The sequence below is a fragment of the Pseudonocardia sp. Ae717_Ps2 genome (assembly GCF_001932475.1).
In the GTDB taxonomy this organism is placed as follows: Bacteria; Actinomycetota; Actinomycetes; order Mycobacteriales; family Pseudonocardiaceae; genus Pseudonocardia.
The window spans coordinates 5,298,318-5,315,062 of the sequence record NZ_MCIS01000001.1 but is presented as its reverse complement, the minus strand read 5'-3'; the positions used below and the strand labels follow the sequence as shown (position 1 = coordinate 5,315,062).

Here is a 16,745-nt window from a genome sequence, read left to right as displayed (position 1 = left end):
GGAGGTGGCGTGCGGATCCCATGGTCGGTGCTGGTCCTGGCCGGGTTGGTCGCGCTGTCCGGGTGCGCGCCCGGGGTCACCGGAACGAGTGACCCGGCCGGGCCCGCGGGTGCGGCGTTCCCGGTGACGGTCCCGCACGGGCAGGGGGAGGCCGTGGTGCCCGCGCCCCCGCAGCGGGTCGTCGTCCTGGGGGCGGGCGACGCGCAGATCGCGAGCGCGCTGGGTGCCCCGGTCGTCGGGGCGGTGCGCAACCCCGCCGCGCCGGACGGGTCCTGGCGCGGGGTCGACCCGCCGCTGCCGGCCGGGGTGTCGACACTCGATCCCCTCGCGCCCGACATCGAGGCCGTCGCGGCGCTGCGGCCGGACCTCATCCTGATGACGACCGCGCAGCCGGGCTACGCGGCGGCCTATCCGCGGCTGGCGACGATCGCCCCGACGGTGTCGTACCGTCACGCGCTGCTGCAGGACGCCGGCGAGGACCTCACGCGGATGATCGGTGCCGCACTCGGCCGTGCCGACGCCGCCGAGGCGCTGATCGCCCGGTCCGACGCCGCCCTCGCCCGGTTCCGAGCGGAGCTGGGACCGGACCGGCGCTACGTCTTCGGCCAGTACGCGGCCGGGACCACCTATCTGGTGACCGCCCCGGACGGCCCGTCGGTCCGGTTCTTCGAGCGGATCGGCCTCACCGTCCCACCGGCGGTGGCCGCGCTGCCGCCGTGGCAGGCCGGCATCGTGCAGCTCCCCGACGAGCAGCTCGGCCTGCTCGACGACGCCGACGTCGTGCTGATCGGCGTGCCCACCGACGGCGAGGGCCGGGAGTTCACCACCCGACCGCTGGTGGCGCGCGGCCCGCTGGTCCGCGAGGGCCGCCTGCACCTGCTGTCCGTCGCCGACTCCGCACTGCTGCTGACGCCGAACCCGGCGTCCACCCCCGCCCTGATCGAGACCCTGCGACCGCTGCTGGAGACGTCGTGACGGCAACAACCGACCAGGTCGCCGCGCCGGCGGCCGAACCCGACGCCCCGCCGTCGCGGCAGCGGGCCGAGGCCGCCGCGCTGACCGAGCTGTTGCGACCCGTCGCCGGCCGGATCCGGGTCGCGCAGGTGCTCGGCGCACTCGGCGCCGCAGCCGGGCTCGTCCCTTTCGTGGCTCTGGCCGGGCTCGCCGACGCGCTGCTCGCACCCGGCCCGGTGGACCGGTCCGCCGTCGAGGCCGCGGTGTGGCTGGTCCTCGCCGGGCTCGGCGCCCGGGCCGGGCTGACCGGGCTGGCGCTCGCGATCACCCACGTCGCCGACGTCCGGCTGCAGGCGGTGCTGCGCCGCCGGATGACCGCCCACCTGGGGCGGGTGCCGCTGGGCTGGTTCTCCGAGCGCTCCTCGGGACTGGTGCGCAAGGCGGCCCAGGACGACGTGCACGACCTGCACCAGGTCGTCGCCCACCATCCCGTCGAGTGGGTCGCGGCCTGGGTCCTGCCGCTCGCCGGGGTCGGCTACCTCGCCTGGCTGGACTGGCGTCTCGCACTGCTCGCGCTGGTCACGGTGCCGTTCTACGCGGCCGCCTACGCCTGGATGATGCGCGGCTACGCCGCGAAGGTCGACCAGATGGCCGCCGGGAACGCCCGGATCAGCAGCGCGGTCGTCGAGTTCGTGTCCGGCATCGCGGTCGTCAAGACCTTCGGCCAGGCCCGGCGCGCGCACCGCGGCTACGCCGAGGCCGCCCGCGACTTCGGCCGCTTCTACGCCGAGTGGGTCGGGCCGATGCTGCGGGTCGAGGCGTTCGCCGCGATGGCGCTCTCCGCCCCGGTGGTGCTGCTCGTGTCCTGCGCGGGCGTGCTGTGGTTCGTCGACGCCGGCTGGGTCACCCCGGTCGAGGCGATGACCGGGATCCTGGTGTCGCTCGTCGTCCCGACCACGATCACCGCGCTCGGCTTCGGGGCGTCGAACCGGCGCACCGCCGCCGCGGCCGCGCGCCGCATCCACGAGCTGCTCGACACCCCGGTGCTGCCGGTCCCCGACGCGCCGCGGGTGTCGTCCGGGCACCGGGTCGAGTTCGACGGGGTGCGGTTCGCCTACCCCGGCGGCGGCGAGGTGCTGCGCGGGATCGACCTGGACTGTCCGGAGGGGACGGTGACCGCACTGGTCGGGCCGTCCGGGGCGGGCAAGTCGACGCTGGCCACCCTGGTCGCCCGGTTCCACGACGTCACCGGCGGCGCGGTCCGGATCGGCGGCGTCGACGTCCGGGAGATCGCGCCCGAGGTGCTCTACCGCCACGTCGGCTTCGTCCTGCAGGACGTGCAGCTCGTGCACGGGAGCATCGCGGACAACGTGCGGCTGGGCCGACCCGACGCCCCCGACGAGGAGCTGCACGCCGCCTGCCGGGCCGCCCGGATCCACGAGCGGGTCCTGGCGCTGCCCCACGGCTACGACTCCGTCGTCGGCGAGGACGCGCTGCTCTCCGGTGGCGAGGCACAGCGCGTGTCGATCGCCAGGGCCCTGCTCGCCGACACCCCGGTCCTGGTCCTCGACGAGGCGACCGCGTTCGCCGACCCGGAGTCCGAGGCCGACATCCAGGACGCGCTGTCGGAGCTGGCCCGCGGGCGGACGGTGATCGTCGTCGCGCACCGGCTCTCGACGGTCACCGGGGCCGACCGGATCGCCGTCGTCGACGGCGGGGTCGTGCGCGAGACCGGCACGCACACCGAGCTGCTGGCCCGCGGCGGCCGCTACGCCGCGATGTGGACCGCCCACCGGGTGGGGGAGGAGCTGTCGTGATCGGCGACCTGTTGCTGATCCTGGGGCCGGAACACCGGCGCAGGCTCTACGCCTACCTGGGGTGGGTGAGCGCGTTCGGTGTCCTCCAGGGCGTCGCGACGGTCCTGCTCGTGCCGTTCCTGGAGGCGCTGTTCGCCGGGGACACCGGTGCCGCCCTGACCTGGGTGGGGGTGCTGGCGGTGGCCGTCGTGGCCGCCTGCGTCCTCTACTACGTGCAGGCGATGGCGGGCTTCGGCGTCGCCCTGGTCGTGCTGACGACGCTGCACGAACGGCTCGGGGACCACGTGTCCGCGCTGCCGCTGGGCTGGTTCTCCTCGGAGCGGGTCGGCCGGCTGTCGCGGATCGCCACCGGCGGCACCACGATGATCGCGGGGCTGTTCGCGCACCTGCTGACACCGCTGGTCGTCGCGGTGGTGACGCCGGCGACGATCGTGCTGGCGATGCTGCTGTTCGACGTGCGGCTCGCGCTGGCCGCCCTGGTGTGCGTGCCGGTGCTCTGGCTGGCGTTCCGGGCGTCGGCGTCCTGGGTGGGGCGCGGCGACGCGCTCGACGACGCCGCCGCGGTGGCCGCGGGCAACCGGGTCGTGGAGTTCGCCCGGACCCAGCGGGTGCTGCGGGCGTTCGGCCGCGGTGCCGCCGGGCACCGGCCGTTGGAGGACGCGATCGACGCCCAGTACCGCGCGGGGCGGCGCTCGATGTGGCTGGCGACGGCGGGCATCGTGACCGGGGGGTTCGCGGTGCAGCTGACGTTCAGCGCGATCCTGCTGACCGGCGTGTACCTGGTGCTCGGCGGCACGCTCGACGCCCTCCGGATGGTGGCGCTGCTCGCGCTGGCCGCCCGGTTCACCGGCCCGCTGGCCGAGGTCGGCGACTACGCCGGCGTCGTCCGGATCGCCCGCAACGACCTGGGCCGGCTGGTGGCGGTGCTGGGCGAGGAGCCGCTGCCCGAGCCGCACTGGTCGGCGGAGCGGCACGATCCCGGGGCCGTCGAGCTCGACGGGGTCGGGTTCGGCTACGAGCCGTCGACGCCGGTGCTGCGCGACGTCACGCTGCGGATCGCGCCGCGCGAGACGGTCGCGCTGGTCGGCGCGTCCGGGTCGGGCAAGACCACGGTGACCCGGCTGGTCGCGCGCTTCTGGGACGTCGACACCGGCACCGTGCGGGTGGGCGGTGCCGACGTCCGGGACCAGACCACCGAGGACCTGATGGCCCAGCTGGCGCTGGTCTTCCAGGACGTCTACCTGTTCGACGGGACGCTGGAGGCCAACGTCCGTCTCGGCCGCCCGGCCGCCACCGACGCCGAGGTCGCCGAGGCCGCCCGGCTGGCCGGGGTGACCGAGATCGTCGAGCGGCTCCCCGACGGCTGGGACACCCGGGTCGGGGAGGGCGGCACGTCGCTGTCGGGCGGGGAGCGCCAGCGGGTGTCGGTCGCCCGCGCGCTGCTCAAGAACGCCGACATCGTGCTGCTCGACGAGGCCACCGCCGCGCTCGACCCGGAGAACGAGCGGTTCTTCACGGAGTCGATGCGGGTCCTGGCGCAGCGCAGCACCGTCCTGGTGATCGCCCACCGGCTGCCCACGGTGGTCGGCGCGGACCGGATCGTCGTGCTCGACGACGGCCGGGTCGCCGAGGTCGGCACGCACGCCGAGCTGCGGGCCCAGCAGGGCCGGTACGCCGCCTTCTGGAACTCCCGCCGCCGCGCCCGCGGCTGGCGGCTCGTCGGAACCGGGGAGCCCTCATGACCGCACCACTGCCGTCCTGCGCGATCGCCCGGGTGAGCGGCATCGAGCCGCTGACCCCGCGGATGCGCCGGATCACCCTCGACTCCGACGACCTTGTCGGCGTCGAGCAGATCGCCCCCGACCAGCAGGTGAAGCTGTTCTTCGCCCGCGACGGCGGCGTCCCCGAGATCCCGCCGGCCCCCGACGACGGCAGTGTCGCCGGCTGGTACGCCCGCTACCTGGCCGTGCCCGAACAGCGACGGCCGTGGATGCGTTCCTACACCGTGCGCGCCCTGGACCCCGACGCCGGCCGGATGGTCGTCGACTTCGTGCTGCACGGGGAGGGGGAGCCGGGGGGGCGGGCACGCCGGCCCGGCGAGCCGCTGGGCGGCGCGGGCCGCCATCGGCGACCCGGTCGGGGTGCTGGGCCCGGCCGTCGCGGGGTACCGCAGCCCGGACGGCGAGCCGGTGCGGCTGCTGGTCGGCGACGAGACCGCGCTGCCCGCGATCGGGGCGATCGTGGAGCAGCTCCCGGCCGGGACCCGGGCGGTCGCGGTCGTCGAGGTCGCCGGACCGGAGGAGGAGCAGGAGCTCCCCGGCGCCGACGTGCACTGGGTGCACCGCGGCGCGGGAACCCTGCTCGACGCGGTGCGCGCGGTGGAGCTCCCGGCGACCCCGGCGGAGCCGGTGTTCGCCTGGGTCGCCGGGGAGGCGTCCGCGGTGCGGGCGGTCCGCCGCCACCTGGTCGGCGAGCGCGGGCTCGACAAGGCCCGGGTCGCGTTCACCGGGTACTGGCGGCGCGACCTGACCCAGGACGACGCGCCGACCGAGCAGGACATGGCGGACGTGGCCGAGCAGATGCCCGTCACCTCCTGACGGCCTCCGTCGGGCCCTCCGTGGGCGCGGCGGCCCACCGCTGCTCGACCCGGCCGAACCGCCAGACCGCGAGCGCCACCAGCCAGGCGACGACGAAGAGGCCGACGATGCCGTAGCCGGCGTCGTCGAGCGGGATGCCGGCGACCGCGACCAGCGGCGCGGAGGTGGTTCCGGTCTCCTGCACCAGCACGCTCACGAGCTCGATGGTGCCGATGACCAGCGCGACGGCGACGGACAGCGCCGTGATGGTGATGTTGTAGTAGACCTTGCGCACCGGCCGGGCGAAGGCCCAGCCGTAGGCGACGTTCATGAAGACGCCGTCGACGGTGTCGAGCAGGCTCATCCCGGCCGCGAACAGCACCGGCAGCACGAGGATCGCGTAGAACGGCAGGGCGAACGCGGCGGCACCGCCGGCCAGCACGAGCAGCGTCACCTCGGTCGCGGTGTCGAAGCCGAGTCCGAACAGGAAGCCGATCGGGTAGATGTGCCATGGCTTGCGCACCGACCGGGCCAGCCCACCGAGGAAGCGGTTCATCAGGCCCCGCTTGGCGAGGTGCTCCTCCAGCTCGGCCTCGCTGTACTCGCCGCGCCGCATCCGCCGGAACACCCCGACGATCCCGACCAGCACGACCAGGTTGAGCAGCCCGATGATCCACAGGAACACCCCGGACACCGACGACCCGATGATCCCGGTGACGGCGTGCAGGGTGGAGTCGTCGTCGCCGACCTGCCCGGCGAGTGCCCGGACCCCGAGCCCGAGCAGGAAGGTCAGGGCGAACACCACCGTCGAGTGGCCGAGGGAGAACCAGAACCCGACCGACAGCGGTCGGCGGCCGCCGTCGGCGAGCAGCTTGCGGGTGGTGTTGTCGATCGCGGCGATGTGGTCGGCGTCGAAGGCGTGCCGCAGGCCGAGGGTGTAGGCGAGCACACCGATCCCGATGCCGAACACCCCGGAGGAGCCGAGGTCGTAGTGCGCCGGCGCGACGAGGACGACGAGCACGCCGAACCCCAGGACGTGCAGCAGCGCGATGAACCCGAACATGCCGGCGAGCGACCGGCGGTCGTGGCGGTCGAGGGCGGCACGCCACCGGCGGGCGGGGGAGGGGGCCCCGGTGGGGACGGGCTGGGGGGCGGACATCGACGGACTCCCGGCGTCGGGGCCGCCCGGAGCGGGCGGCGCGATCGCGGCCACCGTGCGCCCACCGCAGCCGCGGTGTCATGGCTGCTGCCGGTGATTGGCGACGCTGCTGCGGCGGTGCCCGGAAGATCCCTCACCTTTCGGGTAGGTCGGCCTGAACGCATGAGCGGACGGACCGACGTCGGCCGGCCCGTCCGCTCCGCCGTCAGTCCCAGTCCAGCGAGCCCCCGGTGCGGTACTCGGTCACCCGCGTCTCGAAGAAGTTCTTCTCCTTGCGCAGGTCCATCGCCTCGCTCATCCACGGGAACGGGTTCTCCGGTTCTCCGAACAGCGGGGCGAGCCCGATCTGCTCGGCGCGCCGGTCGGTGATGAACCGCAGGTACCGCTCGCAGGACTCGGCGGTGAGCCCGAGCATCCCGCGGGGCATGGTGTCGCGGGCGTAGGCGACCTCCAGCTCGCACGCCTCCCGCAGCATCGTCCGGATCTCCGCGACGAACCCCGCGGTCCACAGGTGCGGGTTCTCGATCTTGATCTGGTTGATGCAGTCGATGCCGAAGTTCAGGTGGATCGACTCGTCGCGCAGGATGTACTGGTACTGCTCGGCGATGCCCACCATCTTGTTGCGCCGGCCGAGCGCGAGGATCTGGGCGAACCCGGTGTAGAACCACATGCCCTCGAACACCACGTAGAAGGCGACCAGGTCGCGCAGGAACGCGCGGTCGTTCTCCGGGGTGCCGGTGCGGAAGTCCGGGTCGGACAGCGCCTGGGTGTAGCGCAGCGCCCAGGCGTCCTTCTCGGTGATCGACGGGACGGTCCGGTAGGCGTTGAACAGCTCGCCCTCGTCGAGCCCGAGGGACTCGCACACGTACTGGAACGTGTGGGTGTGCACCGCCTCCTCGAACGACTGCCGCAGCAGGTACTGCCGGCACTCGGGGTTGGTGAGGTGGCGGTAGACGGCGAGCACGATGTTGTTCGCGACCAGCGACTCGGCGGTGGCGAAGAAGCCGAGGTTGCGGGTGAGCATCAGGCGCTCGTCGTCGGTGAGGCCGCCGGGGGAGCGCCACAGCGCGATGTCGGCCTGCATGGCGACCTCGGTCGGCATCCAGTGGTTGGCGCAGCCGGCCAGGTACTTCTCCCAGGCCCAGGTGTACTTGAGCGGCAGGAGCTGGTTGACGTCGGCCCGCGCGTTGATCATGCGCTTGTCGTCGGCGTCGATCGGGGCGGCGCCGCGGGCGATCTCGCCGAGCCCGCTGGTGTCGGCGCCCGTGTGGCGGTCGGTGGTCGGGGTGCTCACTGGCAGGCCTCGCAGTCGGGGTCGTCGACCGAGCAGGCGGCGCCCGGGTCGAGATCGGGGGCGGTGACGGGGACCGCGGGCACGGTCGCCGCGGGCGACGGCGCCGGGGCCGCCGGGGCCGGGGCGGCCGCGGGGGTGCTGGGCACGCCGGTCAGTCGGCCGTCGGTGCCGGTGAGGGTGGACTTCTCGACGGCCGTCGCCGCGCGGGTGCGCAGGTAGTAGGTGGTCTTGAGGCCCGAACGCCAGGCCAGGCGGTAGAGCTCGTCCAGGGCACGGCCGCTGGGGGAGGCCAGGTAGAGGTTCAACGACTGGGCCTGGTCGAGCCACTTCTGCCGGCGCGACGCCGCGGCCACGAGCCGGCTCGGCTCGATCTCGAACGCGGTCGCGTAGAGCTCCTTCAGGTCGGCGGGGACCCGGTCGATCTCGGCCAGCGACCCGTCGAAGTACTTCAGGTCGGCGACCATCACCTCGTCCCACAGCCCGCGCTCCTTGAGGTCGCGGACCAGGTGCGGGTTGATCACGGTGAAGTCGCCGGACATGTTGGACTTCACGTACAGGTTGAGGTGGATCGGCTCGATCGACTGCCCGACCCCGCAGATGTTCGAGATCGTCGCCGTCGGGGCGATCGCGAGCACGTTGGAGTTGCGCATCCCCTGGGTGCGGACCTTCTCCCGCAGTGTGTCCCAGTCCAGCGTGGACGACCGGTCGATCTCGAGCTCGCCGTCGCCGCGGGCCGCGGCCAGCAGGTCGAGCGAGTCCAGCGGCAGGATCCCGCGGCTCCACAGCGACCCGTCGAAGCTGGCGTAGCGGCCGCGCTCGACCGCCAGGTCCGACGACGCGGTGATCGCGTGGAAGCTCAGGAGCTCGGCCGAGGTGTCGGCGAACTCGACGGCCGCGTCGCTCGCGGGGGCGATGCGCTGGACGAACAGCGCGTCGGAGAAGCCCATCATGCCCAGGCCGACCGGGCGGTGGCGCAGGTTGGACCGGCGGGCCTCGGGGATCGTGTAGAAGTTGATGTCCACGACGTTGTCGAGCATCCGCACCGCGGTCGTCACCGTGCGACGGAGCTTGTCCGCGTCGAGCCCGTCGCGCGTGACGTGCGCGGCGAGGTTCACCGAGCCGAGGTTGCAGACCGCGACCTCGCCCTCGTCGCTGGCGCGGGTGTTCAGGGTGATCTCGGTGCACAGGTTCGACGAGTGCACCACCCCCGCGTGCTGCTGCGGGCTGCGCAGGTTGCACGGGTCCTTGAACGTGATCCACGGGTGCCCGGTCTCGAACAGCATGGTCAGCATCCGCCGCCACAGCTCGACCGCGCGCACCGTGCGGTGCACCCGGATCTCGCCGCGCGCCGCGGCCGCCTCGTACTCGCGGTACCGCTGGGCGAACGCGGTGCCGTAGAGGTCGTGCAGGTCGGGCACCTCGTCCGGGGAGAACAGTGTCCACTCGGCGTCGGCCTGCACGCGGCGCAGGAACTCGTCGGGCACCCAGTTCGCGGTGTTCATGTCGTGGGTCCGGCGGCGGTCGTCGCCGGTGTTCTTGCGCAGGTCGAGGAACTCCTCGATGTCGACGTGCCAGGTCTCCAGGTAGGCGCACGCCGCGCCCTTGCGCTTGCCGCCCTGGTTCACCGCGACGGCCGTGTCCCCGGCGATCTTGAGGAACGGCACCACCCCCTGGGAGACGCCGTTGGTGCCGCGGATGTGCGCGCCGAGGCCGCGGACCGGGGTCCAGTCGTTGCCGAGCCCACCGGAGTACTTGGCCAGCAGCGCGTTGTTCCGGTACCCGCCGAAGATCGACTCCAGGTCGTCGTCGACGGTGGTGAGGAAGCACGACGACAGCTGCGGCCGGGTGGTGCCGGAGTTGAACAGCGTCGGGGTCGAGGCCATGAAGTCGAAGCTGGACAGGACCTCGTAGAACTCGATCGCCCGGGCCTCGCGGTCGATCTCGCGCACCGCCAGCCCCATCGCGACCCGCAGGAAGAACGCCTGCGGCAGCTCGAAGCGCACGCCGCGCTCGTGCAGGAAGTAGCGGTCGTAGAGGGTCTGCAGGCCGAGGAAGCCGATCTGCAGGTCACGGTCCGGGCGGAGGGCGGCGGTGACCCGGTCCAGGTCGAAGGTCGCGAGCTCGGGGTCGACCAGGCCGATCGCGATGGCGTGGCGCAGGTAGTCCTTCGTGTAGGACGCGTACCGCTCGGTCATCGTCGCGTGGTCCGGGGTCTCCCGGGTGCCCGCCAGGTGCGAGACGGCCTCGGCGCGGAGCCGGTCCAGCAGCAGTCGGGACGCCACCAGGGAGTAGGCGGGCTCGCGCTCCACCAGGGTGCGGGCGGCCAGGACCAGGGCCTGGGCCAGCTCGTCGGCGGTGATGCCGTCGTAGACGGTGCGGTCCAGCTCGGCGAGCACCGGCTCCGGCGCGACGTCGTCGATGCCGTCGCACGCCTCGCCGAGCACCGCGGCGACCCGGTCACGGTCCAGTGGGGTCCGGCTGCCGTCGGGCCCGGTGACGTGCACGACCGGTGCGTCCGACACGCTGTCCCCGCCGTCGCGTTCCCGGGCCCGTGCCTGCTGCTCGCGGTAGAGCACGTAGGAACGGGCGACCTTGTGGTGGCCGCCGCGCATCAGGGCGAGCTCGACCTGGTCCTGGATCTGCTCGACGTGCACGGCGTGCGCCGGGTGCCGGGTCAGCGCCGCGACGACCTGGTCGGTCAGCCCGGCCACGAGGTGGTGCAGCCGCGACGACGTCGCGCCCGAGTCCCCCTCGACCGCCAGGAACGCCTTGGTCGTCGCCACCGAGATCTTCGTGGCGTCGAACCCGGTCTCGGAGCCGTCGCGCCGGATGACGCGCAGGGCCGGGGGTGCTGTTGCCGGTGCAGCGGTGGAAGCCGTCACGGGCTCTCTCCTCGCGAGTCGCCGTCGCCTCCGGGGGCGGGCGCGGTGCGAGGAGGCGGCGGGTCCCGTGCCGTCGGCGGCCCACCGCACCCTGGCGCCGTCCCACGAGGCCCCGGAGCAGCGCGCACCGGTCGGTACGCGCACCGGTGGCAGGTCTTCGGACTCACGGGCGCACTGCTCACACCTACTGGCCGTCGCTTCCCGGGATCACTCCCAGTGCTGTTGACGGCGGTCGTTCCCGTTCACCGCTGCGGGGCAGTCCCGGATTCCCACCGGGTTCCCTCTTGCCTCACCGGCCCGGGCGGGCCGGTGAACCACCAGTGATCCGGACACTACATCTTGTGGGCAGAGCTACTCCATCCCCCCATCGGTGCGGATGCGACCCCCCTCGGTGACCGGCGGTCCGGGGTCAGCCCGCCGCCCGTCCCTCGGCCGTCGCCCGGGGGCCGGGGGTGAACACGTGCCCCGCGAGTGCGGGCGGGACGGCGGCGAGGCCCGGCCCGCCGGCGCGCACCCAGGCCGCGACCGCGTCCGTGGTCGCGGCGTCCAGGACCGCACGGAGCCAGACCGGGCGGGCGCCCGCCCGGCGGGCCCCGGGCGCCGGGGCGACCACCAGGACGTCGGAGTCCGCGCACGGGCCCAGGCACTCGCTGGTGCGCAGCCGGGCGTGCCCGGCCAGGCCGTCGGTCAGCCGGTCGAGCAGCCGGTCGTGGTGGTCGCGGTCGAGGCCGGGGTGCTTGCGGCCGGAGCCGCAGCAGCACCCCCGGCAGGCGGTGACGGCGGGGAGGGCGGACACGCCCCGACCCTACGTGACACCTGACGAACTGTTCAGGTGATCACGGCGACGACGGGTGTCCGGCGGCACCGGCCCGGCGGACGGTCGTGGTCGACGAGGCGCGGCGGGTAGGCAGGGCCCGCCGTGGGGTACTCCGCCGCCGACCGTTCCACCATCGACAGGGAGATCCCGTGAGCCACCACGTCCTGGACGCCGCCGGCGTCACCACCCCGGCCGTCGTCGTCGAGAAGCTGCACGACGCCGCCCGCGCGAGCACCGCCTGCGCCTCGGCGATGGTCGCCTCCGGCGGGATGGAGACCGAGGTCCTGCTGGCGCTCGACGCCGCCGACCTCTGCACCGCCGCCGCGGCCGTGCTCGGCCGCCGCACCGGGGACAAGGCCGTCGGCGAGGCCGCCGCCTCGGCCGCCGCGCTGGCCTGCGAGGCGTCCGCCGCGGCCTGCGGCGCCCACGCCGACCACCACGAGCACTGTCGGCTGCACGCCGAGGTCACCCGCGAGACGGCGGCGCTGCTGCGCGAGCACGCCGGCGCCTGAGGCCCGGCGGGGCGTGCGCGGCCGGGCCCCTGGCCCGGCTGCGCACGCCCGTCCTGCGGCCGGGAGCGGTTCCGAGCCCCGCCCGCAGCGGGTCACCCCATCCGCAGCCGGTGGAACCGGGCCCAGGTGGCGGTGTCGGGCCGGGCGGGCTCGACGCCGGTCAGGTCGGCGGAGACGCCGACGTGCTCGTCGCCCGAGGACCAGACGGTCGAGCGGTCGCGCAGCAGGAGCTGGGCGCGTCGCAGGGCCTCGACCCGGCGCGCCTCGTCGGGCACCCCGCGCGCGGTGGCGAGCAGGGCACGCACGTCGGCCCGTCCCGCCGCGGCCGGTGCGGCCGGCGCGCCGTCGTCGCCCGCGGTCGCGGCGGGCGGGGCGTCGTCGGCGGGGTCCGGGCCCGCGGTCGCGCGCAGGTACAGCGGGAGCGGGGTCGCCGCGGCCCGGCGGAACCGGATGCCCGGGGTCGGGACGGCGTCGGGCGGGTCCGGCTCGCGCGGCGTGCAGGTCAGCCCGATCTCGGCGAGCTGTTCCACGACGGTGTCGGCGGCCGGGCGCGACATCGGGTCGAACGGGTCGAACAGCAGCGGCACCTCCAGCCGGTCCGCGCCCGCCGCCGCGACGAGCTCCCGCGCGCGGGCGACGTCGCGCTCCACCGGCGCGAACCCGGCCGGGTGATACGCCAGGCCCGGGCCGAACAGGTCGTCGCCCGGCTCGGCGAGGTCGAGCAGCACCTCGCGGACGAGCTCGGTCCGGTCGATGCCGAGCCGGACCGCCTCGGCCAGCCGGGGATCGCCGAGCACGTCGCCGGACGCCCCGGCGGTCGTGCCGCCCGCCGTACCGGTGCCGGGGGCCGACCCGGCCGGGCCGACGTCGAGGAAGCGGGTCGCCGAGCCCGGCGCGGACACCACCGTCGTGCCGACCCGCCCGAGCAGCCGGCGCGCGCTGTGCGGGAACAGGTCGTGCGCCCAGTGCACGTGACCGTCCACGAGGGACTGGTAGCGGTTCTCCTCGTCGTCGTCCACCACGAACTCCACGGCGGGCGAGCGCGCCGCGCCCAGCCAGTGGCCGTCGTGCCGGTAGAGCGCGTCCGGGGACCCGGGCAGCCAGCGGAACGCTCCGGTGCCCACCGGCGGGGTGCCGCGGCCGTCGCGCACGATGCCGGTGCCCGGCGAGCCCAGGACGAGGCCGAACAGGAAGTCCGGGGCGCCGAGCACCAGCTCCACCTCCGACGCCGAGACCGCCCGGCTGGCGGCGAGGTCGAGCCCGGCCAGCAACGGTGCCGCCGTCGCCCCGGTGGCGGGATCGGTGATCCGGCGCAGCGACGCCAGCACGTCGGCCGAGGTCAGCGGGCGCCCGTCGTGGGCGGGGGCGTCGCGCAGCCGGATCCGCCATCTCGTCCCCGTCCGGTCCGGCGCCGCCGACGCGGCCAGGTGCGGCCGTGGGGTCATGTCCTGGTCCCAGACCAGCAGCGTGTCCGCGACGGCCGCCGCCCGCGCCCGGTCCACCGGCCGCCACACCACGTGCGGGTCCGGGACGCCGAGCGGGCCGTCACCGGCGAACGCGGCCACCAGCCGAGGGGCGGTGGTGTCGGCCGGGGCCCCGCACGCGGCCAGCGCCGGAATCCCCGCCAGCGCCGCGGTCGCACCGGCGGCCCGCAGGAACGATCGACGGCTCAACTGCACGACCACAGGGTGCCCGGTGCGGTCACGGCCGAGGCGGCGGGGAGGGACCTCCGCGGGTGCCGGGCGGGCTCAGGACAGGGCGTGCCCGACCCGGAGAGATCACCGGCGCGGGCCGGCGGCCTCGAGGTGGGTGCCGACCGGCGTGAACCCGCTGCGCCGGTACCAGTCCCGTGGCCAGTCGTCGACGCCGGCGCCCAGTGCGAGCAGGTCGCAGCCGTGCTCGGCGGCGAGCTCGCGGGAGCGGGCCAGCAGCGCCCGGCCGTGCCCCCGGCCGCGGTGGGCCCGGTCGGTCTCCAGGGCGTCGAGCCAGGCCGTCGCACCGTCGCGGCGCAGCGTCGCGGCCGCCACCACCCGGTCGTCGACGACGACGGCGAGGCGGTGCAGGGCCAGCACCCGGTCGTCGCCGGTGTCGCGGTCGACCAGCTGGCCGAGGTCCTCGGGTCCGGTGCCGGGCAGGTCCCGGGCCCAGGAGGCGCGCCGGAACCCGCGGAGCTCGTGGTGGTCCAGCTCGGTGACCGTCGCCGTGTCCGGGGTCGCGCCGGTCGTGGTGGGGGCGGTCATGGCCTCGTTCGCCGCGACCGACCACCCGGCGGCGCGCAGGCCGTCGGCCAGCTCGTCCGCGCCCGGTCCCCACAGCAGCGCGTTCGGGTGCAGGCCGTGCGCGGTGAGCGCCCGGTCGGCCTCGGCGAGCACGGTGGCCGGATCGGTCCGGTCAGGACGGTCGAGCAGCAGCCGGTTGTGCATCCGCGACACCGGCCAGGCGTCGGTCCGGACCGCGACGCCGCCGGTCACGGGCTCCTCCGCGCTCGCGCCGCGGCGCAGCATCGACGGCTCGAACCCCATCGCCCGCGCCGCTGCGCCGGGTTCGGGGACCTCCGGGGCGGCGAAGCCGTCCGGGCCGGGCCGGTAGGGCAGCACCATCAGCACCGCCGACGCCGGCACCGCCCCGTAGGCGTGCGGGAACCGCATCGACGCCGGGTCGGTCGGCACGCCCGGCTCCCACCGGACGTCGATCCCGGCGCCGTCGATCCGGGCCGGGTCGAGGACGAGCAGGACCAGGTCCGACCGGCCGGCGAACAGGCGCTGCGCGGGCAGGGCGACCTGGTCGGGCGTCGACAGGTGCACGAACCCGACCTCGTCGAGGGAGGGGGGAGCCACGGCTCCGGTGTCGAGCCACCTCCGCCACTCACCCGGGGTGCAGAGGTGCAGCAGGACCGTCCCGACCGTCATGGGAGACAGCCTGCCCGCCCGTCCGAACGGACGGGCGTGGATGTCGAGTATTGATTTCCGGCACCGGGTGCCAATAGCGTCCGATCCGCTGCCACCGCCGGCCGGCGGGGCGGTTCACCACCTCTCTCGCCGAGAGTCGGATCCAGCGGAGGTTGCGCATGAGTGAGCACCAGAACGAGGACGCCCTGACCGAGGAGACCCTCGTCGAGGAGGTCTCCATCGACGGCATGTGCGGTGTCTACTAAGCCCCTCGACACCACGGTTCCGGACGGTGCCGCGGGGGCTTTCGACCCCGCGGCACCGTACCGGCTCAGCGAGAGCGTCTCGCTGCGTCCGGAGCCCTTCGGCGCCCTGGTGTACGACTTCGTGACCCGCAAGCTGTCCTTCCTCAAGACGCCCCAGCTGGTCTCGGTCGTGCGCGACCTGGAGAACCAGCCGGACGCCCGGTCGGCCGTCGTGGCCGCCGACGTCCCCGAGGCCCAGCACGACGCCTACCTGCGTGCCCTCGCCGGACTGCTGAAGTCCCGCACGATCGTCGCCCGCTAGTCCCGCCCGCCCCGCCGACCACCACAGTGAGGTGCCCGTGAAGCTGGTCGACCACTTCCAGTACGGCCTGAACTCGCCCATCTGCCTGACCTGGGAGCTCACCTACGCGTGCAACCTCGCGTGCGTGCACTGCCTGTCCAGCTCGGGGCGGCGCGACCCGCGCGAGCTGAGCACCGCCGAGGCCAAGGCCGTCATCGACGAGCTGCAGCGCATGCAGGTCTTCTACATCAACATCGGTGGCGGCGAGCCGACCGTGCGCCCGGACTTCTGGGAGCTGCTGGACTACGCCATCGCCCACGACGTCGGCGTCAAGTTCTCCACCAACGGCGTCAAGCTCGACAAGGCCCGTGCCGCGCAGCTCGCCGCGACCGACTACGTCGACATCCAGATCTCGATGGACGGCGCGACGGCCGAGGTCAACGACTACGTGCGGGGCCCCGGCTCGTTCGACACCGCGATCACCGCGCTGGAGAACCTCGCCGAGGCGGGCTTCAAGCACCCCAAGATCTCGGTCGTGATGACCCGGGAGAACGTCGACCAGCTCGACGAGTTCAAGGCCATCGCCGACAAGTACGGCGCCCAGCTGCGCATCACCCGTCTCCGCCCGTCCGGCCGCGGCGCCGACGTCTGGGACGAGCTGCACCCGACCCAGGCCCAGCAGAAGCAGCTCTACGACTGGCTGGTCGCGAACGGCGACCAGGTCCTGACCGGTGACTCGTTCTTCCACCTGTCGGCCTACGGCGAGGCCCTGCCCGGGCTGAACCTGTGCGGCGCGGGCCGCGTGGTCTGCCTGATCGACCCGGTGGGCGACGTCTACGCCTGCCCGTTCGCGATCCACGAGAACTTCCTGGCGGGCAACGTCCGCGACGAGGGCGGCTTCAAGGAGGTGTGGGAGCACTCCGAGCTGTTCACCGAGCTGCGCCAGCCGCAGACCGGCGGGGCCTGCGCCTCGTGCTCGCACTACGACTCCTGCCAGGGCGGCTGCATGGCGGCGAAGTTCTTCACCGGCCTGCCGCTCGACGGCCCGGACCCGGAGTGCGTGCAGGGCTACGGCGAGGCGATGCTGGCCGCGCGCTCCTCCGACGCGGTGATCCCGAAGTCCGACGTGGACCACTCGCGCTCCGCGCCGCGCAACTCCCGTGCGCCGAAGCAGCCGACGATGCTCTCGCTCGCCCCGCCGCCGCGCCGGCCGGACCGGGCGTGCGACGAGAACCCGCTCGCCGGGTTCGCGCCGGACGCCGTGCCCGCGGCGCAGCCGGTCGCGACCCGCTGACCACGG

Annotated in this window: 14 protein-coding genes, 1 pseudogene and 1 riboswitch; of the genes and pseudogenes, 9 read left to right on the top strand and 6 right to left on the bottom strand. The window is 74.5% G+C overall.

Annotated features, from left to right (window positions below; all coding sequences use genetic code 11):
* Positions 1 to 9: 9 nt before the first annotated feature.
* The 5 genes and pseudogenes from Ae717Ps2_RS24395 (at position 10) to Ae717Ps2_RS40510 (ending at position 5,368) form a co-directional block, all read left to right on the top strand.
* A complete protein-coding gene (locus tag Ae717Ps2_RS24395) occupies positions 10 to 975 on the top strand; it encodes an ABC transporter substrate-binding protein (RefSeq protein WP_075309876.1) in 966 nt (321 codons plus the stop codon).
* On the top strand, positions 972 to 2,771 hold the full coding sequence (locus Ae717Ps2_RS24390) for an ABC transporter ATP-binding protein (protein WP_075309877.1): 1,800 nt from the start codon (positions 972 to 974) through the stop codon (positions 2,769 to 2,771). The genes Ae717Ps2_RS24395 and Ae717Ps2_RS24390 overlap by 4 nt, the downstream gene beginning before the upstream one ends.
* Entirely contained in the window at positions 2,768 to 4,513 is a 1,746-nt protein-coding gene (locus Ae717Ps2_RS24385) for an ABC transporter ATP-binding protein (RefSeq protein ID WP_075309878.1), read from the top strand. Before Ae717Ps2_RS24390 ends, Ae717Ps2_RS24385 begins: the two co-directional genes overlap by 4 nt.
* Positions 4,510 to 4,791, top strand: a pseudogene (locus Ae717Ps2_RS40515) (siderophore-interacting protein); the annotation flags it as partial. The gene Ae717Ps2_RS24385 and the pseudogene Ae717Ps2_RS40515, both read left to right, overlap by 4 nt.
* A gap of 121 nt (positions 4,792 to 4,912) precedes the next feature.
* A complete protein-coding gene (locus tag Ae717Ps2_RS40510; RefSeq protein WP_369804857.1) occupies positions 4,913 to 5,368 on the top strand; it encodes a siderophore-interacting protein in 456 nt (151 codons plus the stop codon).
* Here the strand turns inward: Ae717Ps2_RS40510 and Ae717Ps2_RS24375 are convergent.
* The 4 genes from Ae717Ps2_RS24375 to Ae717Ps2_RS24360 form a co-directional block, all read right to left on the bottom strand.
* On the bottom strand, positions 5,358 to 6,506 hold the full coding sequence (locus Ae717Ps2_RS24375) for a HoxN/HupN/NixA family nickel/cobalt transporter (protein ID WP_075312727.1): 1,149 nt from the start codon (positions 6,504 to 6,506) through the stop codon (positions 5,358 to 5,360). The two genes, Ae717Ps2_RS40510 and Ae717Ps2_RS24375, sit on opposite strands and share 11 nt — an antisense overlap.
* A 205-nt stretch (positions 6,507 to 6,711) precedes the next feature.
* A complete protein-coding gene (locus Ae717Ps2_RS24370; protein ID WP_020624607.1) occupies positions 6,712 to 7,800 on the bottom strand; it encodes a ribonucleotide-diphosphate reductase subunit beta in 1,089 nt (362 codons plus the stop codon).
* On the bottom strand, positions 7,797 to 10,682 hold the full coding sequence (locus Ae717Ps2_RS24365) for a ribonucleoside-diphosphate reductase subunit alpha (RefSeq protein ID WP_075333936.1): 2,886 nt from the start codon (positions 10,680 to 10,682) through the stop codon (positions 7,797 to 7,799). Before Ae717Ps2_RS24365 ends, Ae717Ps2_RS24370 begins: the two co-directional genes overlap by 4 nt.
* A gap of 130 nt (positions 10,683 to 10,812) precedes the next feature.
* Positions 10,813 to 11,016: riboswitch (cobalamin riboswitch) on the bottom strand.
* Between the two features lie 75 nt (positions 11,017 to 11,091).
* Positions 11,092 to 11,478, bottom strand: coding sequence for a hypothetical protein (locus Ae717Ps2_RS24360; RefSeq protein WP_075333935.1), 387 nt, complete (start codon positions 11,476 to 11,478; stop codon positions 11,092 to 11,094).
* 170 nt (positions 11,479 to 11,648) lie between these two features.
* Between Ae717Ps2_RS24360 and Ae717Ps2_RS24355 the strand changes: the two genes are divergently transcribed.
* Positions 11,649 to 12,011 (top strand): hypothetical protein, encoded by a 363-nt coding sequence (locus tag Ae717Ps2_RS24355; protein ID WP_075309882.1) that lies wholly within the window; start codon positions 11,649 to 11,651, stop codon positions 12,009 to 12,011.
* 92 nt (positions 12,012 to 12,103) lie between these two features.
* Here the strand turns inward: Ae717Ps2_RS24355 and Ae717Ps2_RS24350 are convergent, their stop codons facing one another.
* On the bottom strand, positions 12,104 to 13,690 hold the full coding sequence (locus tag Ae717Ps2_RS24350; protein WP_158071540.1) for an ABC transporter substrate-binding protein: 1,587 nt from the start codon (positions 13,688 to 13,690) through the stop codon (positions 12,104 to 12,106).
* A 99-nt stretch (positions 13,691 to 13,789) separates the two neighbouring features.
* The gene (locus Ae717Ps2_RS24345; RefSeq protein WP_075309884.1) at positions 13,790 to 14,920 is read right to left on the bottom strand and encodes a GNAT family N-acetyltransferase; all 1,131 of its coding nucleotides are present in this window, start codon (positions 14,918 to 14,920) and stop codon (positions 13,790 to 13,792) included.
* A gap of 158 nt (positions 14,921 to 15,078) precedes the next feature.
* Here Ae717Ps2_RS24345 and mftA point away from each other — a divergent pair, with 158 nt between their 5' ends.
* The 3 genes from mftA to mftC are packed head-to-tail and all read left to right on the top strand — an operon-like array spanning position 15,079 to position 16,739.
* Entirely contained in the window at positions 15,079 to 15,165 is an 87-nt protein-coding gene (mftA, locus tag Ae717Ps2_RS24340) for a mycofactocin precursor MftA (protein WP_060710386.1), read from the top strand.
* The gene (gene mftB, locus Ae717Ps2_RS24335; RefSeq protein ID WP_043280690.1) at positions 15,155 to 15,466 is read left to right on the top strand and encodes a mycofactocin biosynthesis chaperone MftB; all 312 of its coding nucleotides are present in this window, start codon (positions 15,155 to 15,157) and stop codon (positions 15,464 to 15,466) included. Before mftA ends, mftB begins: the two co-directional genes overlap by 11 nt.
* A gap of 37 nt (positions 15,467 to 15,503) precedes the next feature.
* Positions 15,504 to 16,739 carry a mycofactocin radical SAM maturase gene (mftC, locus tag Ae717Ps2_RS24330; protein ID WP_020626287.1) on the top strand — a complete coding sequence of 412 codons (1,236 nt, stop codon included), beginning with the start codon at positions 15,504 to 15,506 and terminating at the stop codon, positions 16,737 to 16,739.
* Positions 16,740 to 16,745: the final 6 nt, after the last annotated feature.

Coding starts and splice junctions, on each gene's coding strand:
- Ae717Ps2_RS24375 (WP_075312727.1), bottom strand. CDS start 6,506: ATGTCCGCCCCCCAGCCCGTCCCCACCGGGGCCCCCTCCCCCGCCCGC.
- Ae717Ps2_RS24345 (WP_075309884.1), bottom strand. CDS start 14,920: ATGACGGTCGGGACGGTCCTGCTGCACCTCTGCACCCCGGGTGAGTGG.
- mftA (WP_060710386.1), top strand. CDS start 15,079: ATGAGTGAGCACCAGAACGAGGACGCCCTGACCGAGGAGACCCTCGTC.